The following is a 16,371-nucleotide window of genomic DNA, read 5'->3' as shown; positions in this document are numbered from 1 at the left end:
GCTGGCGGTTGTACCGGGGCATGGACAACGGGCGGCGGCGCCACCGGCACCTCCACCGGCGCCTTGGCGAACGGGTTCTTCAGCCACCCGAAACCCCCGGAGCCCGCAGGGGCACTCGAAGGGGCTGCGGAGGGCGGCGAGAGCGCGTCGGCGGCGGGCGTTGCAGGCACGGAAACCGCTGGCGCAGCCTCCGCGGGATGGGGGGCTTGCGGCTCGGTGGGGGCGGCGGGCTTTTTCTTGAAAAAACTGAACATTGGAGGGTTCTTAGAATCGCATCCATTCTATGAAATGCGCTATCACCCTTCTGGGCCTGCTGGCCTGCGTGCATGCCGGGGCCCAAACCCCGCCATCCGCTCCCACCCCCCTTCCTCCCTCGGCCCAGGACACGCAGGCGCAGCGCCCGCCGTCCACGGGGGTTCGGCAATTCACCTTGAAGAACGGCATGCAGCTGCTCGTGCAGCCCGATCGCCGGGCGCCCACGGCGGTGCACATGGTCTGGTTGCGGGTCGGCGCGATGGACGAGGTGGACGGCACCTCCGGCGTGGCCCACGCGCTGGAGCACATGATGTTCAAGGGCTCCAAGACCGTGCCGCCGGGCGAGTTCTCGCGGCGCGTGGCTGCGCTGGGCGGGCAGGAAAACGCCTTCACCAGCCGCGATTACACCGGCTATTACCAGCAGATCCCCGCGAACCGGCTGGAAGACGTGATGAAGCTCGAAGCCGACCGCTTCGCCAACAACCAGTGGCCCGACGCCGAGTTCAAGCGCGAGATCGAGGTGGTCAAGGAAGAGCGCCGCATGCGCACCGAAGACCAGCCCCGGGCCGCGCTCATCGAGCAGCTCTACGCCGCCACGTTCATCGCCTCGCCCTACCGCCGGCCCGTCGTCGGCTGGATGAGCGATCTCGATGCCATGACCGCCGACGACGTGCGCGCCTTCCACCGCCAGTGGTACGTGCCGGCCAACGCGGTCGTCGTGGTGGCCGGCGACGTGGACCCCGACAAGGTCCGCGTGCTGGCTGAAAAGTACTACGGCCGCATTCCCGTGCGCGCCGTGCCGGCCCGCAAGCCGCGCGTGGAGCCCGTGCAGCAGGGCATCCGCCGCATCGCCTACAAGGCGCCGGCCGAGCAGGCCTATGTGGCCCTGGCATTCCGCGCGCCGAGCATCACGCGCCTGGAGAACATGGCCGATAGCGACCGCGATGCGCTGTCGCTGCTGGTGCTGTCGGCCGTGCTCAGCGGCTACGACGGCGCGCGCCTGGAGCGCGCCTTGAGCCAGGGCCCCGACCGTGTGGCCGACAGCTCGGACAGCTCGGCTTCCGTCGTGGGCCGCGGCCCCAGCGTGTTCCTGTTGACCGGCGTGCCGGCCCCCGGCAAGACCCCGCAGCAGGTCGAGGACGCCCTGCGCGCCGAGGTCGCCCGCATCGCCCGCGAAGGCGTGAGCGAGGCCGAACTGGCCCGCGTGAAGACGCAGTGGGCGGCCTCCACCATCTACCAGCGCGATTCGCTGCAAAGCCAGGCCAGCGACCTGGGCAGCAACTGGGTGCAGGGCCTGCCGCCCGACGCCGACGCGCGCCTGATCGCCCTGCTGCGCGCGGTGACGCCCGCCCAGGTGCAATCGGTGGCGGCCCGCTACTTCGGCGACGACCAGCTCACGGTGGGCACGCTGCTGCCGCAACCCATGGCCCCTGGCGCCAAGCGCGCCGCCCCCGCAGCCGGCGCCGACGGGCGGATGCATTGATGAGAACGCGCAGGACACCCCCCATGAAAACCTTCCAACGCATGGCCGCACGCGCGTGCCTCGCCTTTGCCGGGGCCTTGTGCCTGGCCCACCCTGCCTGGGCGCTGCTGCCCATCCAGCACTGGACGGAGCCGAGCGGCGCCCGCGTCTGGCTGGTGGAGAGCCCGGCCATTCCGATGGTCGACGTGCAGGTGGACTTCGATGCCGGCGCGCGCCGTGACCCGGCCGCGCAGGCCGGTCTGGCGAGTGCCGTGGCGGCCATGTCGTCCAAGGGCGTGCGCGCCCAGGGCGATGAGCCCGCCATGGACGAAAACGCGCTCGGCGAAGCCTGGGCCGATCTGGGCGCGAGCTTCGAGGCTGCGGCCGACCGCGACGGCCTGAGCTTTTCGCTGCGCTCGCTCACCGAGCCCGACCTGCTGGACCGCGCGGCGCGGCTCGCAGCCCGGCAACTGGCCCAGCCGAGCTTTCCGCAGGACATCTGGCAGCGCGAGCGTTCACGTTGGGCCGCCGCTTTGAAAGAGGCGGAAACCCGCCCCGGCACGGCCGCGGCCAAGGCCTTCGGCAGCGCGGTGTACGGCAGCCACCCCTACGGCCAGCGCACGACACCCGAAACCCTGGGCCGCATCGAGATCGCGGACATGCAGGCCTACCATGGGCGCTACGTCGAAACCTGCCGGGCCCGCGTGAGCATCGTCGGGGCCGTCACGCGCCCACAGGCGCAGGCGCTGGTGGCCACGCTGCTGTCGCAGATGCCCGCGCGCGATCCGGCCACCTGCCAGCCGCTGCCGCCCGTGCCCGAAGTGCAGGCGCTGGCCGCGCCGGTGCAGCAGGACATTCCCTTCGCTTCGGCGCAGGCGCATGTGCTGATCGGCCAGCCGGGCTTTGCGCGGCGCGACCCTGACTTTTTGGCCCTGCTGGTGGGCAACCACATCCTGGGCGGCGGCGGCTTCACCTCGCTGCTGACCAGCGAAGTGCGCGAAAAGCGCGGCCTGAGCTACAGCGTGTACAGCCAGTTCTCGCCGGGCCTGAACACCGGCGTCTTCCTGGTCGGGCTGCAGACCCGTCCCGACCAGGCCGCCGAGGCAGTGAAGGTGTCGCGCGACGTGCTCGCTCGCTTCGTGGCGCAGGGCCCGACCGAGGCCCAGCTCAAGGCCGCGAAGGACAACCTGATCGGCGGCTTCGCGCTGCGCATCGACAGCAACCGCAAGCTGCTGGCCAACGTCGTCAACATCGCGTGGAACGACCTGCCGCTGGATTACCTGGAGCACTGGACCGACCGCGTGCAGGCCCTGACGGCCGCCGATGTGCGCGCCGCCATGGCGCGCAAGCTGCAGCCCGACCGCATGGTCACCGTGGTGGTCGGGGGCCAGCCTTGAACCGGCCCGCACGCCGCGCCGCGCCGGCAGCGCCGGCCAGGTCGGGGGCCGCTGCGAAGAAGCCCGCGGCCAAGGGGCCCGTGGTGAAAGGCGCGGGCGAGGTCCGGATCATCGGCGGGCAGTGGAAGCGCACGCGCCTGCCCGTGGCGCAACGCCCCGGCCTGCGTCCCACGCCCGACCGGGTGCGCGAGACGCTCTTCAACTGGCTGGGCCAAGACCTGACCGGTTGGCGCTGCCTCGACGCCTTCGCGGGCACGGGCGCCCTGGGGTTCGAAGCCGCCTCGCGCGGCGCCACGGCCGTGCAGCTGGTCGAGAACGATCCGGCGCTGGTCGAGCAACTGCACACGCTGCAGCAGCGCCTGCAGGCCATGGCGGTGCGGGTTCAGCGGGGCGACGGCGTGGCTGCGCTGCGGCACTGCGCGCCAGGCAGCCTGCATTTGGTGTTTCTGGACCCGCCGTTCGATGGCGCCCTGTTCGAGCCTGCGATCGCCGCGGCGGCCCAGGCGGTGGCGGCCCAGGGGTTCATCTATCTGGAAGCGCCGCAGGCCTGGGACGAGGCCGTGCTGGCAGAGCTGGGGCTGGCGGTGCACCGCCATCTGAAGGCCGGCGCCGTGCATGCCCATCTGCTCCAAAAACAGTGATGCTATTGAATTTGTAGCGTAATGCCCTAGTGGAATATGCGCTGGAGGCATTTTTTGCTTGTAGTGCTCGCGGCCATCACTGCCGCCGGGGCGGCCTTTCCGCCCGCTGCATAATCCGCCCCTGCGCCCGCCCAAACGCGTGTGCCCCCTTCCGCCAGACCGCAAAGGAGCGACCACGCCATGGCCCAGAACGTCCTCGCCATCTATCCCGGCACCTTCGATCCCATCACGCTGGGCCATGAAGACGTGGTGCGCCGCGCCACGCAGCTCTTCGGCCGGGTCATCGTGGCCGTGGCGGCAGGGCACCACAAGAAGACGCTGTTCAGCCTGGAAGAGCGCATCGAAATGGTCCGCGAAGCGGTGCGCGGCTATCCGCAGGTACAGGTCGAGACCTTCTCCGGCCTGCTGCGCGACTTCGTGGTCGAGCGCGGCGGCAAGGCCATGGTGCGCGGCCTGCGCGCCGTGACCGATTTCGACTACGAGTTCCAGCTGGCCGGCATGAACCGCAGCCTCATGCCCGAGGTGGAAACCGTCTTTCTCACGCCCAGCGACAAGTTCCAGTTCATCAGCAGCACCTTCGTGCGCGAGATCGCCCTCTTGGGTGGCGAGGTGGACAAGTTCGTTTCCCCGGAAGTGTCCGAACGCCTGGCCGTCAAGGTGCGCGCCCAGTCCGCCTGAGGCGAGTTCGCGGCCGGCGCCGTCAGGCTTGCCGTGCTTTCAGCGGTTCGGGCCGTGCGCGGTTGCGGGCGGACTGCACCAGTTCATGCACGAAACGCAGCTTGGCGAGCGCCCCGGATGACAGGGCGAACGGATAGGCATCCTGCTGGCCCAGGCTGCGGTTCAGGCTGTTGAGCAGCAGCGTGAGCGGTACCCACTCGCTGACCATCGCATCGAAATCCGGAGATTGCGTGGCGAACGGGTCGTTCATCGTGAAGCGGCGTGGCGCGCCTGCCTTGGGCTTCGGGATCTGAAGCCCGGTGCGGTAGCTCGACGCCGTTTCCAGCAGATCCACCATGTGCAGGTAGTGCGCCCAGGTCTCGGCCCAGTCTTCCCAGGGGTGGGCCGTGGCGTACGCGCTCACATGGTGGTCGCCCCAGTCCCGCAGGTGCGGACTGCTGGCGTAGTAGGTCTGCAGCGCCGCGCCGTAGTCCTGCCGCTCGTCGCCGAACACGGCACGGAAGTGGTCCAGCTTGCCCTGGTCGCGCAGGAGCCGGTCCCAGTAGAAATGCCCGGATTCGTGCCGCAGGTGGCCGATCAGCGTGCGGTAGGGCTCGTGCAGCGCCAGCCGGCGGCGCGCACGTTCGTCATCGTCGGCTTCGGCGATGTTGAGGGTGATGGTGCCGCTCGAATGCCCGGTGATCACGGGGTACCCCGGCTGGTCGGCCAGAAATTCGAACGCCGGGCTTTCGCCGGGGGGCGCCGGCTCCAGGCCCAGCTTGGCCAGCGTGTAGTAAAGCTGCCGCTTGGCGTGTTCGATCTGTTTCCAGCGCCGCAGGTTGGCGGGCTCCGACAGGTCGGGGAGGATGCGCGTCTGCCGGCACGAGACGCACAGGGCCTGGGGGTCGTCGCCCTGCAGCGCGAAGTTGCAGGCGCGGTGCGCGGTGCGGTGGTGGCACAGCCGATACAGCGGCTGGGCACTGCCCCTGCCGGAGTCCGCGACCCGCTCCCACAGGTCCGAGTCGTCACGCAGGCCCGATACGGCTGGCACCAGCGCGGCCATCGTCAATTGGTCTGGCAGGAAGGCGAGCTTGGCGCCGCAATGCAAGCATTGGACGCTGTCGAAGAAAACGAGGTGACCGCATTGGTCGCAATTGAATACCTGCATGGTGCGAGCTTAGAGCCTGTGACGAATCTTGCATTGCACTTGCGGCAAGCCTGTGGCAACCCAAGGGGTTGGCGAAACAAAAACAGGCTCCGAAGAGCCTGTGTTTGCAAGGTCTCCGCAGGCCGCAGGGGCCTGCGTGGCCTCAAGGACGCACGACGATGCTGTTGCGCACGTCACGCACGTGCTTGGTGTTGCGTGCGATGGATTCGGCCGTGTTCTTTTCGGTCTGCGACTTGGCGAAGCCCGACAGCTGCACGGTGCCGTTCAGCGTTTCCACGCTGATGGACGTGGCGGACACGGACTTGTCTTCAGCCATCTTGGCCTTCACAGCGGTCGTGATGCCGGCATCGTCCACGTAGGAGCCGACGGTCTGCTGGTCGCGCGCCACCGAGCAACCGGCGGAGATGATGGTTGCGCCAGCGAGGGCTGCAAAAGCGAGGGCACGTGCGTATTTCATGGTTATTTCCTTGGTTTGGTTTGTTAACACGGGTGCTTTGGGATTCTGCAGCCCACCGACCTGTTGCACCCCCCACGGTCGATGAACTGTTTCTTGGTTGGCGGCGTCGCCTTTCAGCGTTGCAGCCAGTCCTTGAGTTCGTCGGCATGCTCTTCTTCGTCGGCCAGGATGCCTTCCAGCATCCGGCGCGTCGTCGGGTCCTTGTCGCCGATCAAAGTGATCATCTGGCGGTAGGCCTCCACCGCGATGCGCTCGGCCACCAGGTTGGCTCGCACCATGGCCTTGAGGTCGGACGATTCGTCGTAGTCGGCGTGGCTGCGCTCTTGCAGCGAACTGGGGGAAAAGTCGGGCTCGCCGCCGAGTTGAACAATGCGCTGCGCGATCTTGTCCGCATGGGCGGATTCCTCGTTCGCATGCACCAGGAATTCGGCCGCGATGGCGGGCGACTCCAGGCCGTCCGCCGTGAAATGGTGTCGCTTGTAGCGCAGCACGCACACCAGTTCGGTGGCGAGCGCGTCGTTCAGCAGCTTCACGATGGCATCGCGGTGCGGACCGTAGGCGGGCGTGACAGCGCCTTCATCCAGATCCTGCGTTGCTGCGTAATGCAGCGCCTTTTCGTCGAGCACGAGGGCCTCGGACGGGGCCGCCGGATGGCTGGCTGTGTTGATGGTGGTGACAGGGGACATGGGGACGCTCGCTCTTTGTGATTGCCGTGTTTTAAGCAGTTGCCAGTGAATCAATATTCGTGGCGGCGGGGGCGGCGGCTCATCAGGCACAGCGTGGCCACTGCGGCGCCCGCGGCGGCAGCCAGCAACATCGATTTGCCAGGCTGCTCGACCACGTAGCGCGTCGTGACGTCGGCCGCCTGGTTGAGCTGGCGGCGGGCGCGTTCCGTGGTGTCTGCGCAGTAGGAGATGCCACGCGATGCCAGGTCTTGTGCACGGGCTGCGAGATCGTCGATCAGCGGGTTCACCTCACCATGCAGTTCGTCCACTTTGCGTGCGGCCTTGTCCAGGGTGTTGTTGGCAGCGTCGCGGGTGGATTGCACGGCGTCCTTGGCGGAGTCGAGCACGCTGTCTGCGGCGTTATGTGCGGAATCCACGGCTTTTTTCGCGGCGTTCTGGGTGTCGATCATGGTTGGGTTCCTTGGGGTTTTGGAGTGGTGAGCGCTTCGGTACGCGGTGCGTTCAGTGCGTTAACCGCGCTTGAGCAGGCTCAGCACGAAGGTGACCACGGCCATGATCACGAACACGAAGAACAGGATCTTCGCAATGCCAACGGCGCCGGCAGCGATACCGCCAAAGCCAAAAAGGGCGGCGATCAAAGCGATCACCAGGAAAACCACTGCGTAATGCAACATATCCATCTCCTCTTGCACCAGAAGTTCCGGCGGGTTGGTGGGGGGCGCATTGGTCAGCGCCTGGAATTGAATGTAGTTTTCGCAGTGCAGGGTGGCTGCCGGTCCCTGGCGCGCACCCATGTAGGACGCCGCCCATGAGGGAGGGCTGCTGAAAAATCAAGAGTGGCTGGAGGCGGCGGGCCCCGCCGAAACAGGGTGTGCGGGGCGCTGCGCCGGGCCCCACCGCGCTGTCAGTGCACGTGCGGCAGCACGGCGGATACGAGGGTGCCTTCGCCAGGTTCGGAGGTGACGGTCAAGCGACCGCCAGCCGCCTCGACCCGGTGGCGCATGCCCATCAAGCCATGGGCGGAAGGGTTGGCCTTGCCTGTGTCGAAACCGCTGCCGTTGTCGCGGATCTGTACCGCTACATGCGTGGGGTAGTTGTGCACGGCGACCAGCACCTTGCTGGCGTTGGCGTATTTGCCGATGTTGGTCAGCGATTCCTGGACCATGCGGTAGATGGTCAGTTGAACGGATTCGGGCAGTTCCACCGCTTCCAGATTCAGGTCCACCTCCACATTGCTGCGTTCTGCGAACTCGCGGCCCAGGATTTCAAGCGATGCCGTCAGCCCCAGGTTGAACAGCGACGAAGGCCGCAGGTCTTCGATGATGCGGCGCTTGAGCGCAATGCCGCTGTTGAGCGTGTCGGTCAGGTGCTTGAGGCGTTCGGCGATTTCAGGCGCCTGGGAATCCACCCTGGATTTGAGGCGCGCCACGTCGAGCTTGGCCGCGGTGAGCAGGGCGCCCAGTTCGTCATGCAGTTCGCGCGCCAGATGGCCGCGTTCGTCCTCGCGCACCTGCTGCAAGTGGTTCGCCAGCTCAGTGAGGGACGCGGTGCGCTCACGTACCAGCTGTTCGAGCCGGTCACGCTCGCGCTCCAAGGTTTCCTGCTCGCGCTGGTTGAACGACTGCAGTGCGCTCGCCTGCCGCAGGTACATGTAGAAAGCCAGCAGCCCGATGGCCGCCATGGTCGCGATGCCGATGCGCGACAGCATGAGGGAATGAAGGATCTCTTGCGTGCTGTGGTTGGTGCGTTCGGTGCTGCGTTCGGTCAGCCGGCCCGACAGCGAACGGATGGCATCCATGTTCTCCTTGCCCACATCGGTGGAGAGCACGAACTTCCATGCGTCGTCGTTGTCCTGGCGCCGCAGCCGCAGGCTCAGATCGAGCTCGGACATCTTGCGGGATATCTGCCGCGAAAGCTGCGTGAAGTCTTCCTGGTCTTCGACCGAAGAGGCGGCGAAGATGGCGCGCAACTCGTCCAGATTGCTGTTGATGGTGGACGCGGCCTTCTCGTAGGGCTCGAGATAACGCTCATCACCGGTCAGCAGATAGCCCCGAAGACCGGTCTCTGCATCGAGCATGTTCTGCATCATGCGATCGAGCGCGGCGCGGGTGGTATAGGTGCGAGAGAGGGCGCTGACCGCATCGTGCGAGCGGTCATAACCGGCCTCGTTGATGCCAACCAGCGCCGATGCAGCCAGCAGTGCCAGGGGCAAGCTGACTGCCATCTTGCGAAAATTGGACCAACGCATAGGTTTCTCCGAAAGACAGGCGGGTGATTTCTGGATAATGTCACCAGCCAGCGGTGTTCCGCTGCAGGCACGCCCGCAACGGGTGAATTGGCTACCAGAACGATAACGGGCAGCTTGGCTGCCCCTTGAAAGAACGCTCAATGATCAAGATCGGCATTGTGGATGACCATGCGATTGTCCGCTCGGGATTGCGACAATTTTTGTCAGAACATGTAGACCTTCGGGTGGTGGGTGAGGCGTCCAACGGGCGCGAGGCGATCGATCTGGTTCGTGCACAGGAGATCGACGTGCTGCTCATGGACTTGTCGATGCCCGGCCAAAGCGGCCTCGATGCGCTGGCCATGCTGCGTGCGAAGGCGCCCGACATGGGCATCCTGATCCTCAGCGGCTATCCGGAGGAGCACTACGCCATCAACCTGATTCGCCAGGGTGCCAGCGGCTACCTCAACAAGGAATGCGACCCCAAGGAGATCGTCGAAGCCATTCGCACGATCTCGCTGGGCCGCCGCTACCTGACCCCTGCCGTGGCCGATCTGCTGGCCCAGCAGCTCAACCGCAAGGACGATGCGCCGCCGCACGAACAACTGTCGGAGCGCGAGTTCCAGGTGTTCCTCAAGCTGGCCAAGGGCGAAACCGCGGGCGACATCGCCAAGTCTTTGTCGCTCAGCGTGAAGACCGTGAGCACATACCGCACGCGCCTGATGGAAAAGATGGCGCTGTCGTCCAACAGCGACCTGACCTACTACGCACTGAAGAACAAGCTGATCGATTGAACCAGCACCCAAGCAAAACGGCCACCGGGCAATCGGTGGCCGTTTTCAAATGGAATGGGTGGAAAAAGAGCCCGAGCCTGGTCCGATGACCAAGTCCTCGCGGCTTGGCATTGAATCCGGCTTCAACGTCAGCCGGTGGCGGATTTTGGGTTGGCCTGGCGGGCCGTGCTGTGCTCTACACAGTATTCGACCAGTGCGTCGATCTCGTTGGATTTGTCGAACACTGCATCCACGCCCAATTGGGCGCAGCGCATGCGAACGTCCGGCGTTGCATAGTTGCTGAGCACCACCATCTTCTGGCCTGCGGTGCGATTGCGGCACGCTGCCAAGACCCCCAGACCGCTTCCCTGTCTCAGAAAAAGATCGACGATGGCCAGGTCCCACTGGCCTGCATTGTTGGCCAGCCACTCTTTGCCTTCGTCTTCGGTCTCCGCAATGCCTACGGCTTCCACCTCCGCCAGTTCCTCGAGCGTGCCGATCAGGTTTTCTCGGATGGTGGCGTTGTCTTCAACAATGTAGGTGCGCAGTTTCACTGTGGGGTCCAGTCCGGATCACGGAGGCAGAATGAGAATGTGATCACAGCTTCACTTTATGGGGAACCAATGTGTCATTCTGCCAGTAGCAACATGCTGAGCCGGTAGGATTCTTCCTACGGTGTGGCGTGACCACATACGCTGCAATGCCCATGGCGCGGAATTTTCATCACAGTCCATTCCATGGAACGGCCGTCGAGCATCGAGAGCCGTCCCGCCAGCGATTCACCGAACCCCGCGATGAGCTTGAGAGCTTCCGCCGCCTGCATGGCGCCGATGATTCCGACCATCGGTGCGAACACGCCCAGGGTGGCGCACTGGGTTTCTTCGAATGCGGTGTCCGGCGGGAAGATGCAGGCGTAGCACGGCGATAGTGGATCGCGCGGGTCGATGACGGTGATCTGCCCGTCGAAGCGGATGGCGGCGCCCGTGACCAGCGGCTTGCGGTGGGTCACGCAAGCGGCGTTCACGGCATGGCGCGTTGCATAGTTGTCGCTGCAGTCGAGCACCACGGTGGCCTTGCCCACCCAGTCATCGAGCCATTCCTTGTCGGCCCGGGCCTGGATGGCGTCCAACCGCACGCCCGGATTCAAAGCCTGCAGCGCTTGAGCGGCGGAGTGCACCTTGGGCTCTCCGACACGCTCCGTGGTATGGGCGATCTGGCGCTGCAGGTTGGTCAGGTCCACCACATCGTCGTCCACCAGGGAGATGCGTCCCACGCCGGCAGAGGCCAGGAACAGGGCGGCGGGTGAGCCCAGCCCACCCGCTCCGATCACAAGCGCGTGGGCGGCCAGGATGCGCTCCTGGCCCTCGATCCCGATCTCGTCGAGCATGATGTGGCGCGAATAGCGCAGTAGCTGATCGTCTGTCATGGGGGCTGGAAACGGGTGCGATAGCGAGGCCATGAAAAAGGCCGGGCGCCTGAAAGGCGCCCGGCCGTCGGTGAATCCAGAAGGGGTTTAGTTCTCCTTCTTTTCTTCCTTGCGTTCAGTCTGCGTCTTGCTGACGAGCACGGTCTGGCCCTTCAACTGGTTGAGGGCCTGCGCCAGCTGAAAGTCCTTGTCCGAACCGAACTCCGGCATCTTGCGGTCGGCGATGGGCTTCTTGGCTTCTTCTTCAAGGCGCTTGCGCGCTTCCTCGCGGGCCTTCTCGCGTGCTTCGTCCTTCTTCTCTTCGCCCTGGCCGCTGGTCAGGTGCTTTTCGAGATCGGCCTCACGCATGCGCAGCGATGCATACACATCGCCTTCGGCGCTTTCATCCACCATCACATCGGGCACGATGCCCTTGGCCTGGATGGACTTGCCGCTGGGGGTGTAGTAGCGCGCGGTGGTCAGCTTGATGCCGGTGTCCGGACCCAGAGGACGCACCGTCTGCACCGAGCCCTTGCCGAAGGTCTGGCTGCCCATGATGGTGGCGCGCTTGTGGTCCTGCAAGGCGCCGGCCACGATTTCACTGGCAGAGGCCGAGCCTTCATTGACCAGCACCACCAGGGGCACGCTCTTGAGCGCGGCGGGCAATCGCTTGAGCGGGTCGCCATTGCCGCGGCGCTGGTAGAACTCCGGTGCCGCCTTGAACGTGGCCTTGCTTTCCGCCAGTTGTCCGTCGGTGGTCACCACGGTGACGTTCTCGGGCAGGAAGGCGGCAGAGATGGCCACGGCTGCGTCCAGCAGGCCGCCCGGGTCATTGCGCAGGTCGAGCACCAGGCCCTTGAGGTTCGGCTCCTGGCGATAGACCTCTTCGATCTTGCGAACGAAGTCGTCCACCGTGCGTTCCTGGAACTGCGACAGGCGGATCCAGCCATAACCGGGCTCGATCACCTTGCCCTTCACGGACTGCGTCTTGATCTCTTCGCGCGTGATCGTCACCGGGAACGTGCGGCTCTCGTCCTTGCGGAAGATCGTCAGCGTGACCTGGGTGCTCGGCTCGCCGCGCATTCTCTTGACCGCGTCGTTGAGGGCCAGGCCCTTGACGGCGGTGTCGTCGATCTTGGTGATCAGGTCGTTCGTCTTGAGGCCGGCACGGAAGGCCGGCGAGCCTTCGATGGGCGAGACGACCTTGATGAGCCCGTCTTCCTGCGTGATCTCGATCCCGACGCCCACGAAGCGGCCGGAAGTGCCTTCGCGGAATTCCTTGAAGGACTTCTTGTCGAAATACTGGGAGTGAGGGTCCAGGCTGGACACCATGCCCGAGATCGCGTCGGTGATGAGCTTCTTGTCATCGACCGGCTCGACGTAATCGGTCTTCACCAGACCGAACACGGCGGACAGCTGCTGGATTTCCTCGAGCGGCAGCGGCGTCATCGCGCCGCGCGCCACCGTCTGCAGGGAGACGGTGGTCAGTGCCCCGGCAACGACGCCGATCGACACCCAACCTGCGATTTTCAGTTTGTGGCCCATTAAAAACACCTTTGCCGCTTCAATATACACCTTGGAAAGATTGCCACCAGTGCAGTTCCGCGCTGGAAGCGACTTTTGCGCTGTGCGGGCCGCCTTTACACGGACTTTACGCCTTGCCCTGCGATGCCACTGCGGCCGCGGCCTTGGCGGCGGCTTCGGCGTCGCCCAGGTAGTAGTGGCGCAGGGGTTTCAGGTCCGCATCGAGTTCATAGACCAGGGGGATGCCGTTCGGAATGTTCACGCCGACGATGTCGTCGTCCGAGATGCCGTCCAGGTACTTGATCAACGCGCGGATCGAGTTGCCGTGCGCCGCGACCACGATGCGCTTGCCGGCGCGGATGGCGGGCGCCATGGATTCGTTCCAGAACGGCAGCACGCGCGCGACGGTGTCCTTGAGGCACTCCGTCAGCGGGATCTGCTCGGGGGCCAGGCTGGCGTAGCGCAGGTCGCCCCGCTCGCTGCGAGGGTCGGCGGCTTCCAGCGCGGGCGGCGGCGTGTCGTAGCTGCGGCGCCACACCAGCACCTGCGCATCGCCGTATTGCTTGGCCATGTCGGCCTTGTTCAGGCCCTGCAGGGCGCCGTAGTGGCGCTCGTTCAGGCGCCAGCTGTGGTGCACCGGCAGCCAGGTGCGGTCCATCTCGTCGAGCGTGTGCCACAGCGTGCGCGTGGCGCGCTTGAGCATGCTGGTGTAGGCCAGGTCGAATTCGTAGCCCTCCGCCTTCAGCAGGCGGCCTGCGCTCTTGGCCTGTTCCACGCCCGTGGGCGTCAGATCGACGTCGGTCCAACCGGTGAAGCGGTTCTCGAGGTTCCAGGTGGATTCTCCGTGGCGGATCAGGACGAGTTGGTGCATGGTTTCCCTAGAGCAGGCGGGTCAAAATCCAGCATTCTAAAATTGAGCGGTTTGCCAACCCTAGGACTGACGTGAAATTCATCATCGACAACTGGTATTTGTTCTTTATCGCGCTGGCCTCCGGCGGCATGCTTTTGGTGCCGCTGCTCAAGGATGCCACCGGCGGCTCGCTGACGGCGGCACGCGCCGTGCAGCTCATCAACCGCGAGAAGGGCGTGGTCATCGACGTGTGCGAGCCTGACGAATTCGCCGCAGGCCACGTGGGCGGCGCCAAGAACATCCCGCTGAACCAGCTGGAAGAGCGGCTGCCCCAGGTGGTCAAGAACAAGGCCCTGCCGATCGTGCTGGTTTGCGCCAAGGGCCCGCGGGCCCAGCGCGCCGTGGGCATCGCCAAAAAGCTGGGCTACGACAATGCGCAGGCGCTGGCGGGCGGGCTGAAGGCGTGGAAAGACGCCAGCATGCCGGTTGAAAAGGCCTGAGTTGGCCGCAATGTGTGTTGTGTAGCCATTTTTTGAGCAGGAAGGCCCTCCCATGCAAGCCGTGAAGATGTACACCACCGCCGTCTGCCCCTACTGCATTCGGGCCAAGCAGATCCTCAAGTCCAAGGGCGTGGAGGAGATCGAGGAAGTCCGCGTGGACCTCGACCCCGTGGCCCGCAGCCACATGATGGAAATCACCGGGCGCCGCACCGTGCCCCAGATCTTCATCGGCGACACGCACGTTGGCGGGCACGACGATTTGGTCGCGCTCGACGGCCGGGGCGGCCTGATGCCGCTGCTCGGCGGTGCCCAGGCCGATGCCTGAACTGCCGCTTTTCCGTTTCTGCGGCGCTGCATAATGCAGCCCCAAGTGCCCGCTGCGGGGAGCGTTTTCCCCAGCGGGCTTTGTTTTGTCGAATAGTGTTCTGACTGAAAGACCGACACCATGGCTACCGAAGAAAATCCCGTGTTCCAGATCCAGCGCGTGTACCTGAAGGACTTGTCCCTGGAGCAGCCCAACTCGCCCGCAATCTTGCTGGAGCAGGAACAGCCCAGCGTGGACATCCAGCTGGGCGTGGAAGCCACGCCGGTGGCCGATGGCATTTTCGAAGTGGCCGTGACCGCCACCGTGCAGACCAAGATCAAGGACAAGACCGTGTTCCTGGTCGAGGCCAAGCAAGCCGGCATCTTCGAGATCCGCAACATTCCCGAAGACCAGATGGGCCCGATCATGGGCATCGCCTGCCCGCAGATCGTGTACCCCTACCTGCGCGGCAACGTGGCCGACACCATCACGCGCGCCGGCTTCCCGCCCGTGCACCTGGCCGAAATCAACTTCCAGGCCATGTACGAGCAGCAGCAGGCCCAGGTGGCCTCCGCAGCGCCGTCGCCCATCATCACGCAGTAAGCAGCGTGCAGCGCCGGGAGGCCGTTGCGCCTCCCGCGTGAACCTCGGGCACACGAACGAATGAACATCGTCGTCTTGGGGGCCGGGGCCTGGGGCACGGCCATGGCCGTCAGCGCGGCATTGCACCCGTCGGCGCATGCCGTGACCCTGTGGGCGCGCGACGCGCAGCAGGTGGCCGGCATGCAGGCCACACGGCAGAACGCCCGGTATCTGCCGGACATCGAACTCCCTTCTTCCCTGGCGCTGAGCGCGGGCGACCCGTTGTCGCTGGCCTCCAGCGCCGATCTGGTCGTGGTCGCGACGCCCATGTCCGCGCTGCGCGGCATGCTCCAGGCACTGAGCGCCGTGGACGTGCCGGTGGCCTGGCTGTGCAAAGGGTTCGAAGCCGCCCCATCGGGCGGCAGCGCCGTGGGCCTCATGGGGCACGAGGTGTGCGCGCAGGTCGCCCCCGGCCTGCGCAGCGGAGTGTTGAGCGGCCCCAGCTTTGCGCAGGAGGCGGCCCGCGGCCAGCCGACGGCGCTGGTGGCGGCCAGCCCGCACGCCGCCGTGCGCGATCTGCTGGTGGACGCGTTCCATGGCCCCACGCTGCGGGTGTACGCCAACGACGACATCGTCGGCGTCGAGGTGGGCGGTGCGGTGAAGAACGTGCTGGCCATCGCGACGGGGCTGTGCGACGGGCTCGACCTGGGGCTCAACGCCCGCGCGGCCCTCATCACGCGCGGCCTGGCCGAGATGACGCGGCTGGGGCTGGCGCTGGGTGCGCGGCCCGATACCTTCATGGGATTGTCAGGACTGGGCGACCTGGTGCTGACCGCGACCGGCGATCTGTCGCGCAACCGGCGTGTGGGCCAGGCCCTGGCACAGGGGTTGACGCTGGCCCAGGCGGTGGATTCGCTCGGCCATGTGGCCGAAGGCGTCTACAGCGCCCGGACGGTGCTGGCGCGTGCGCGCCATCTGCAGGTGGACATGCCGATCACCGAGGCGGTGGTGGCCTTGCTGGACGGGCAGAGAACGCCGCGCGATGCGGTGGTGCTGCTCATGGGCAGAAGCCCGGTGGCAGAACTCTCGCGGCCTTGAAGGGTCTTTGAAAGCTCTGCCACCGGGCTTCTTTGCCCGTTGCAGGGGTTGATGCTCAGAGCACGCCGAAGAGCATGAGCAGCAGCACGAGGGACAGTGGGACGCCGAGAAGCCAGAGGATGACAGGCATGGAAGTTCTCCTGAAGAGTGGTTGGTCGATGGATCAACCTTAAAGGCCACCCCTGGGCACCCCTGTGCGGCGTGGGCACCTGCGCGCGTAGTCCCGAGCCTACCGGCGGTGCAGGAGAGGCCGAGCCGCTCGCCTTCGCGGCGATGCACCGCCCGGTGCGGTGCGCCCTTCAGAATTCCAGGTTGTCGATCAGCCGCGTGTTGCCCAGCCGAGCCGCGCCCAGGGCCACCAGCGTGCCCGCGCCGGCCGGGCGCC

19 protein-coding genes and 1 pseudogene are annotated in these 16,371 nt (G+C 65.9%); 9 read left to right on the top strand and 11 right to left on the bottom strand.

The features are described 5' to 3' along the window. Positions 1-254: pseudogene (locus AC27IQ_RS10385) on the bottom strand (signal recognition particle-docking protein FtsY); the annotation flags it as partial. A gap of 29 nt (positions 255-283) precedes the next feature. On the opposite strand from AC27IQ_RS10385, the gene AC27IQ_RS10380 reads away from it, so the two are divergent. The 4 genes from AC27IQ_RS10380 (at position 284) to coaD (ending at position 4,433) form a co-directional block, all read left to right on the top strand. Continuing rightward, positions 284-1,738, top strand: coding sequence for a M16 family metallopeptidase (locus AC27IQ_RS10380; RefSeq protein ID WP_487089401.1), 1,455 nt, complete (start codon positions 284-286; stop codon positions 1,736-1,738). Positions 1,739-1,761: 23 nt separating this feature from the next. Beyond that, positions 1,762-3,114 (top strand): M16 family metallopeptidase, encoded by a 1,353-nt coding sequence (locus tag AC27IQ_RS10375; protein WP_372588227.1) that lies wholly within the window; start codon positions 1,762-1,764, stop codon positions 3,112-3,114. Then, entirely contained in the window at positions 3,111-3,755 is a 645-nt protein-coding gene (rsmD, locus tag AC27IQ_RS10370) for a 16S rRNA (guanine(966)-N(2))-methyltransferase RsmD (protein WP_487089400.1), read from the top strand. Before AC27IQ_RS10375 ends, rsmD begins: the two co-directional genes overlap by 4 nt. 180 nt (positions 3,756-3,935) lie before the next feature. Continuing rightward, entirely contained in the window at positions 3,936-4,433 is a 498-nt protein-coding gene (coaD, locus tag AC27IQ_RS10365) for a pantetheine-phosphate adenylyltransferase (RefSeq protein WP_284429351.1), read from the top strand. Between the two features lie 22 nt (positions 4,434-4,455). Here coaD and AC27IQ_RS10360 read toward each other — a convergent pair whose 3' ends face one another. The 6 genes from AC27IQ_RS10360 to AC27IQ_RS10335 form a co-directional block, all read right to left on the bottom strand. Beyond that, positions 4,456-5,580, bottom strand: a complete 1,125-nt coding sequence (locus AC27IQ_RS10360) for a zinc-binding metallopeptidase family protein (protein ID WP_487089399.1) — start codon at positions 5,578-5,580, stop codon at positions 4,456-4,458. Positions 5,581-5,722: 142 nt separating this feature from the next. Next, positions 5,723-6,037, bottom strand: a complete 315-nt coding sequence (locus AC27IQ_RS10355) for a BON domain-containing protein (protein ID WP_092741513.1) — start codon at positions 6,035-6,037, stop codon at positions 5,723-5,725. A 113-nt stretch (positions 6,038-6,150) separates the two neighbouring features. After that, the gene (locus tag AC27IQ_RS10350; protein ID WP_317356312.1) at positions 6,151-6,723 is read right to left on the bottom strand and encodes a ferritin-like domain-containing protein; all 573 of its coding nucleotides are present in this window, start codon (positions 6,721-6,723) and stop codon (positions 6,151-6,153) included. Between the two features lie 50 nt (positions 6,724-6,773). Then, positions 6,774-7,172: a hypothetical protein gene (locus tag AC27IQ_RS10345; protein ID WP_272565011.1), complete on the bottom strand. Its 399-nt coding sequence runs from the start codon at positions 7,170-7,172 to the stop codon at positions 6,774-6,776. 60 nt (positions 7,173-7,232) lie between these two features. Next, positions 7,233-7,397: a DUF1328 domain-containing protein gene (locus AC27IQ_RS10340; protein ID WP_011796896.1), complete on the bottom strand. Its 165-nt coding sequence runs from the start codon at positions 7,395-7,397 to the stop codon at positions 7,233-7,235. Positions 7,398-7,627: 230 nt separating this feature from the next. Continuing rightward, the gene (locus AC27IQ_RS10335; RefSeq protein WP_284429348.1) at positions 7,628-8,971 is read right to left on the bottom strand and encodes a sensor histidine kinase; all 1,344 of its coding nucleotides are present in this window, start codon (positions 8,969-8,971) and stop codon (positions 7,628-7,630) included. A gap of 140 nt (positions 8,972-9,111) precedes the next feature. Between AC27IQ_RS10335 and AC27IQ_RS10330 the strand changes: the two genes are divergently transcribed. After that, positions 9,112-9,744, top strand: coding sequence for a response regulator (locus AC27IQ_RS10330; protein ID WP_092741509.1), 633 nt, complete (start codon positions 9,112-9,114; stop codon positions 9,742-9,744). Between the two features lie 128 nt (positions 9,745-9,872). On the opposite strand, the gene AC27IQ_RS10325 is transcribed toward AC27IQ_RS10330, so the two are convergent. The 4 genes from AC27IQ_RS10325 to gpmA all read right to left on the bottom strand — a co-directional run bounded on the left by AC27IQ_RS10325 (position 9,873) and on the right by gpmA (position 13,523). Next, positions 9,873-10,277, bottom strand: coding sequence for a response regulator (locus AC27IQ_RS10325; RefSeq protein ID WP_272565009.1), 405 nt, complete (start codon positions 10,275-10,277; stop codon positions 9,873-9,875). 116 nt (positions 10,278-10,393) lie between these two features. After that, a complete protein-coding gene (locus AC27IQ_RS10320; protein WP_487089398.1) occupies positions 10,394-11,149 on the bottom strand; it encodes a HesA/MoeB/ThiF family protein in 756 nt (251 codons plus the stop codon). Between the two features lie 87 nt (positions 11,150-11,236). Then, positions 11,237-12,673: a S41 family peptidase gene (locus AC27IQ_RS10315; RefSeq protein WP_284427224.1), complete on the bottom strand. Its 1,437-nt coding sequence runs from the start codon at positions 12,671-12,673 to the stop codon at positions 11,237-11,239. Between the two features lie 106 nt (positions 12,674-12,779). Next, a complete protein-coding gene (gene gpmA, locus AC27IQ_RS10310; RefSeq protein WP_272565006.1) occupies positions 12,780-13,523 on the bottom strand; it encodes a 2,3-diphosphoglycerate-dependent phosphoglycerate mutase in 744 nt (247 codons plus the stop codon). Between the two features lie 71 nt (positions 13,524-13,594). Between gpmA and AC27IQ_RS10305 the strand changes: the two genes are divergently transcribed. From AC27IQ_RS10305 to AC27IQ_RS10290, 4 genes are all read left to right on the top strand, one after another. After that, entirely contained in the window at positions 13,595-14,002 is a 408-nt protein-coding gene (locus AC27IQ_RS10305; protein WP_092741500.1) for a rhodanese-like domain-containing protein, read from the top strand. Between the two features lie 52 nt (positions 14,003-14,054). Then, positions 14,055-14,327, top strand: coding sequence for a glutaredoxin 3 (gene grxC, locus AC27IQ_RS10300; RefSeq protein ID WP_272565005.1), 273 nt, complete (start codon positions 14,055-14,057; stop codon positions 14,325-14,327). Positions 14,328-14,447: 120 nt separating this feature from the next. Beyond that, entirely contained in the window at positions 14,448-14,909 is a 462-nt protein-coding gene (gene secB / locus AC27IQ_RS10295) for a protein-export chaperone SecB (RefSeq protein WP_092741496.1), read from the top strand. Positions 14,910-14,969: 60 nt separating this feature from the next. Next, a complete protein-coding gene (locus AC27IQ_RS10290) occupies positions 14,970-15,986 on the top strand; it encodes an NAD(P)H-dependent glycerol-3-phosphate dehydrogenase (protein ID WP_487089397.1) in 1,017 nt (338 codons plus the stop codon). Positions 15,987-16,371 lie beyond the last annotated feature (385 nt).

It is taken from the genome of Acidovorax sp. KPB24-07, assembly GCF_057543315.1.
Note: the sequence above shows the minus strand (reverse complement) of the source record. Positions and strands in the feature narration are given on the sequence as shown.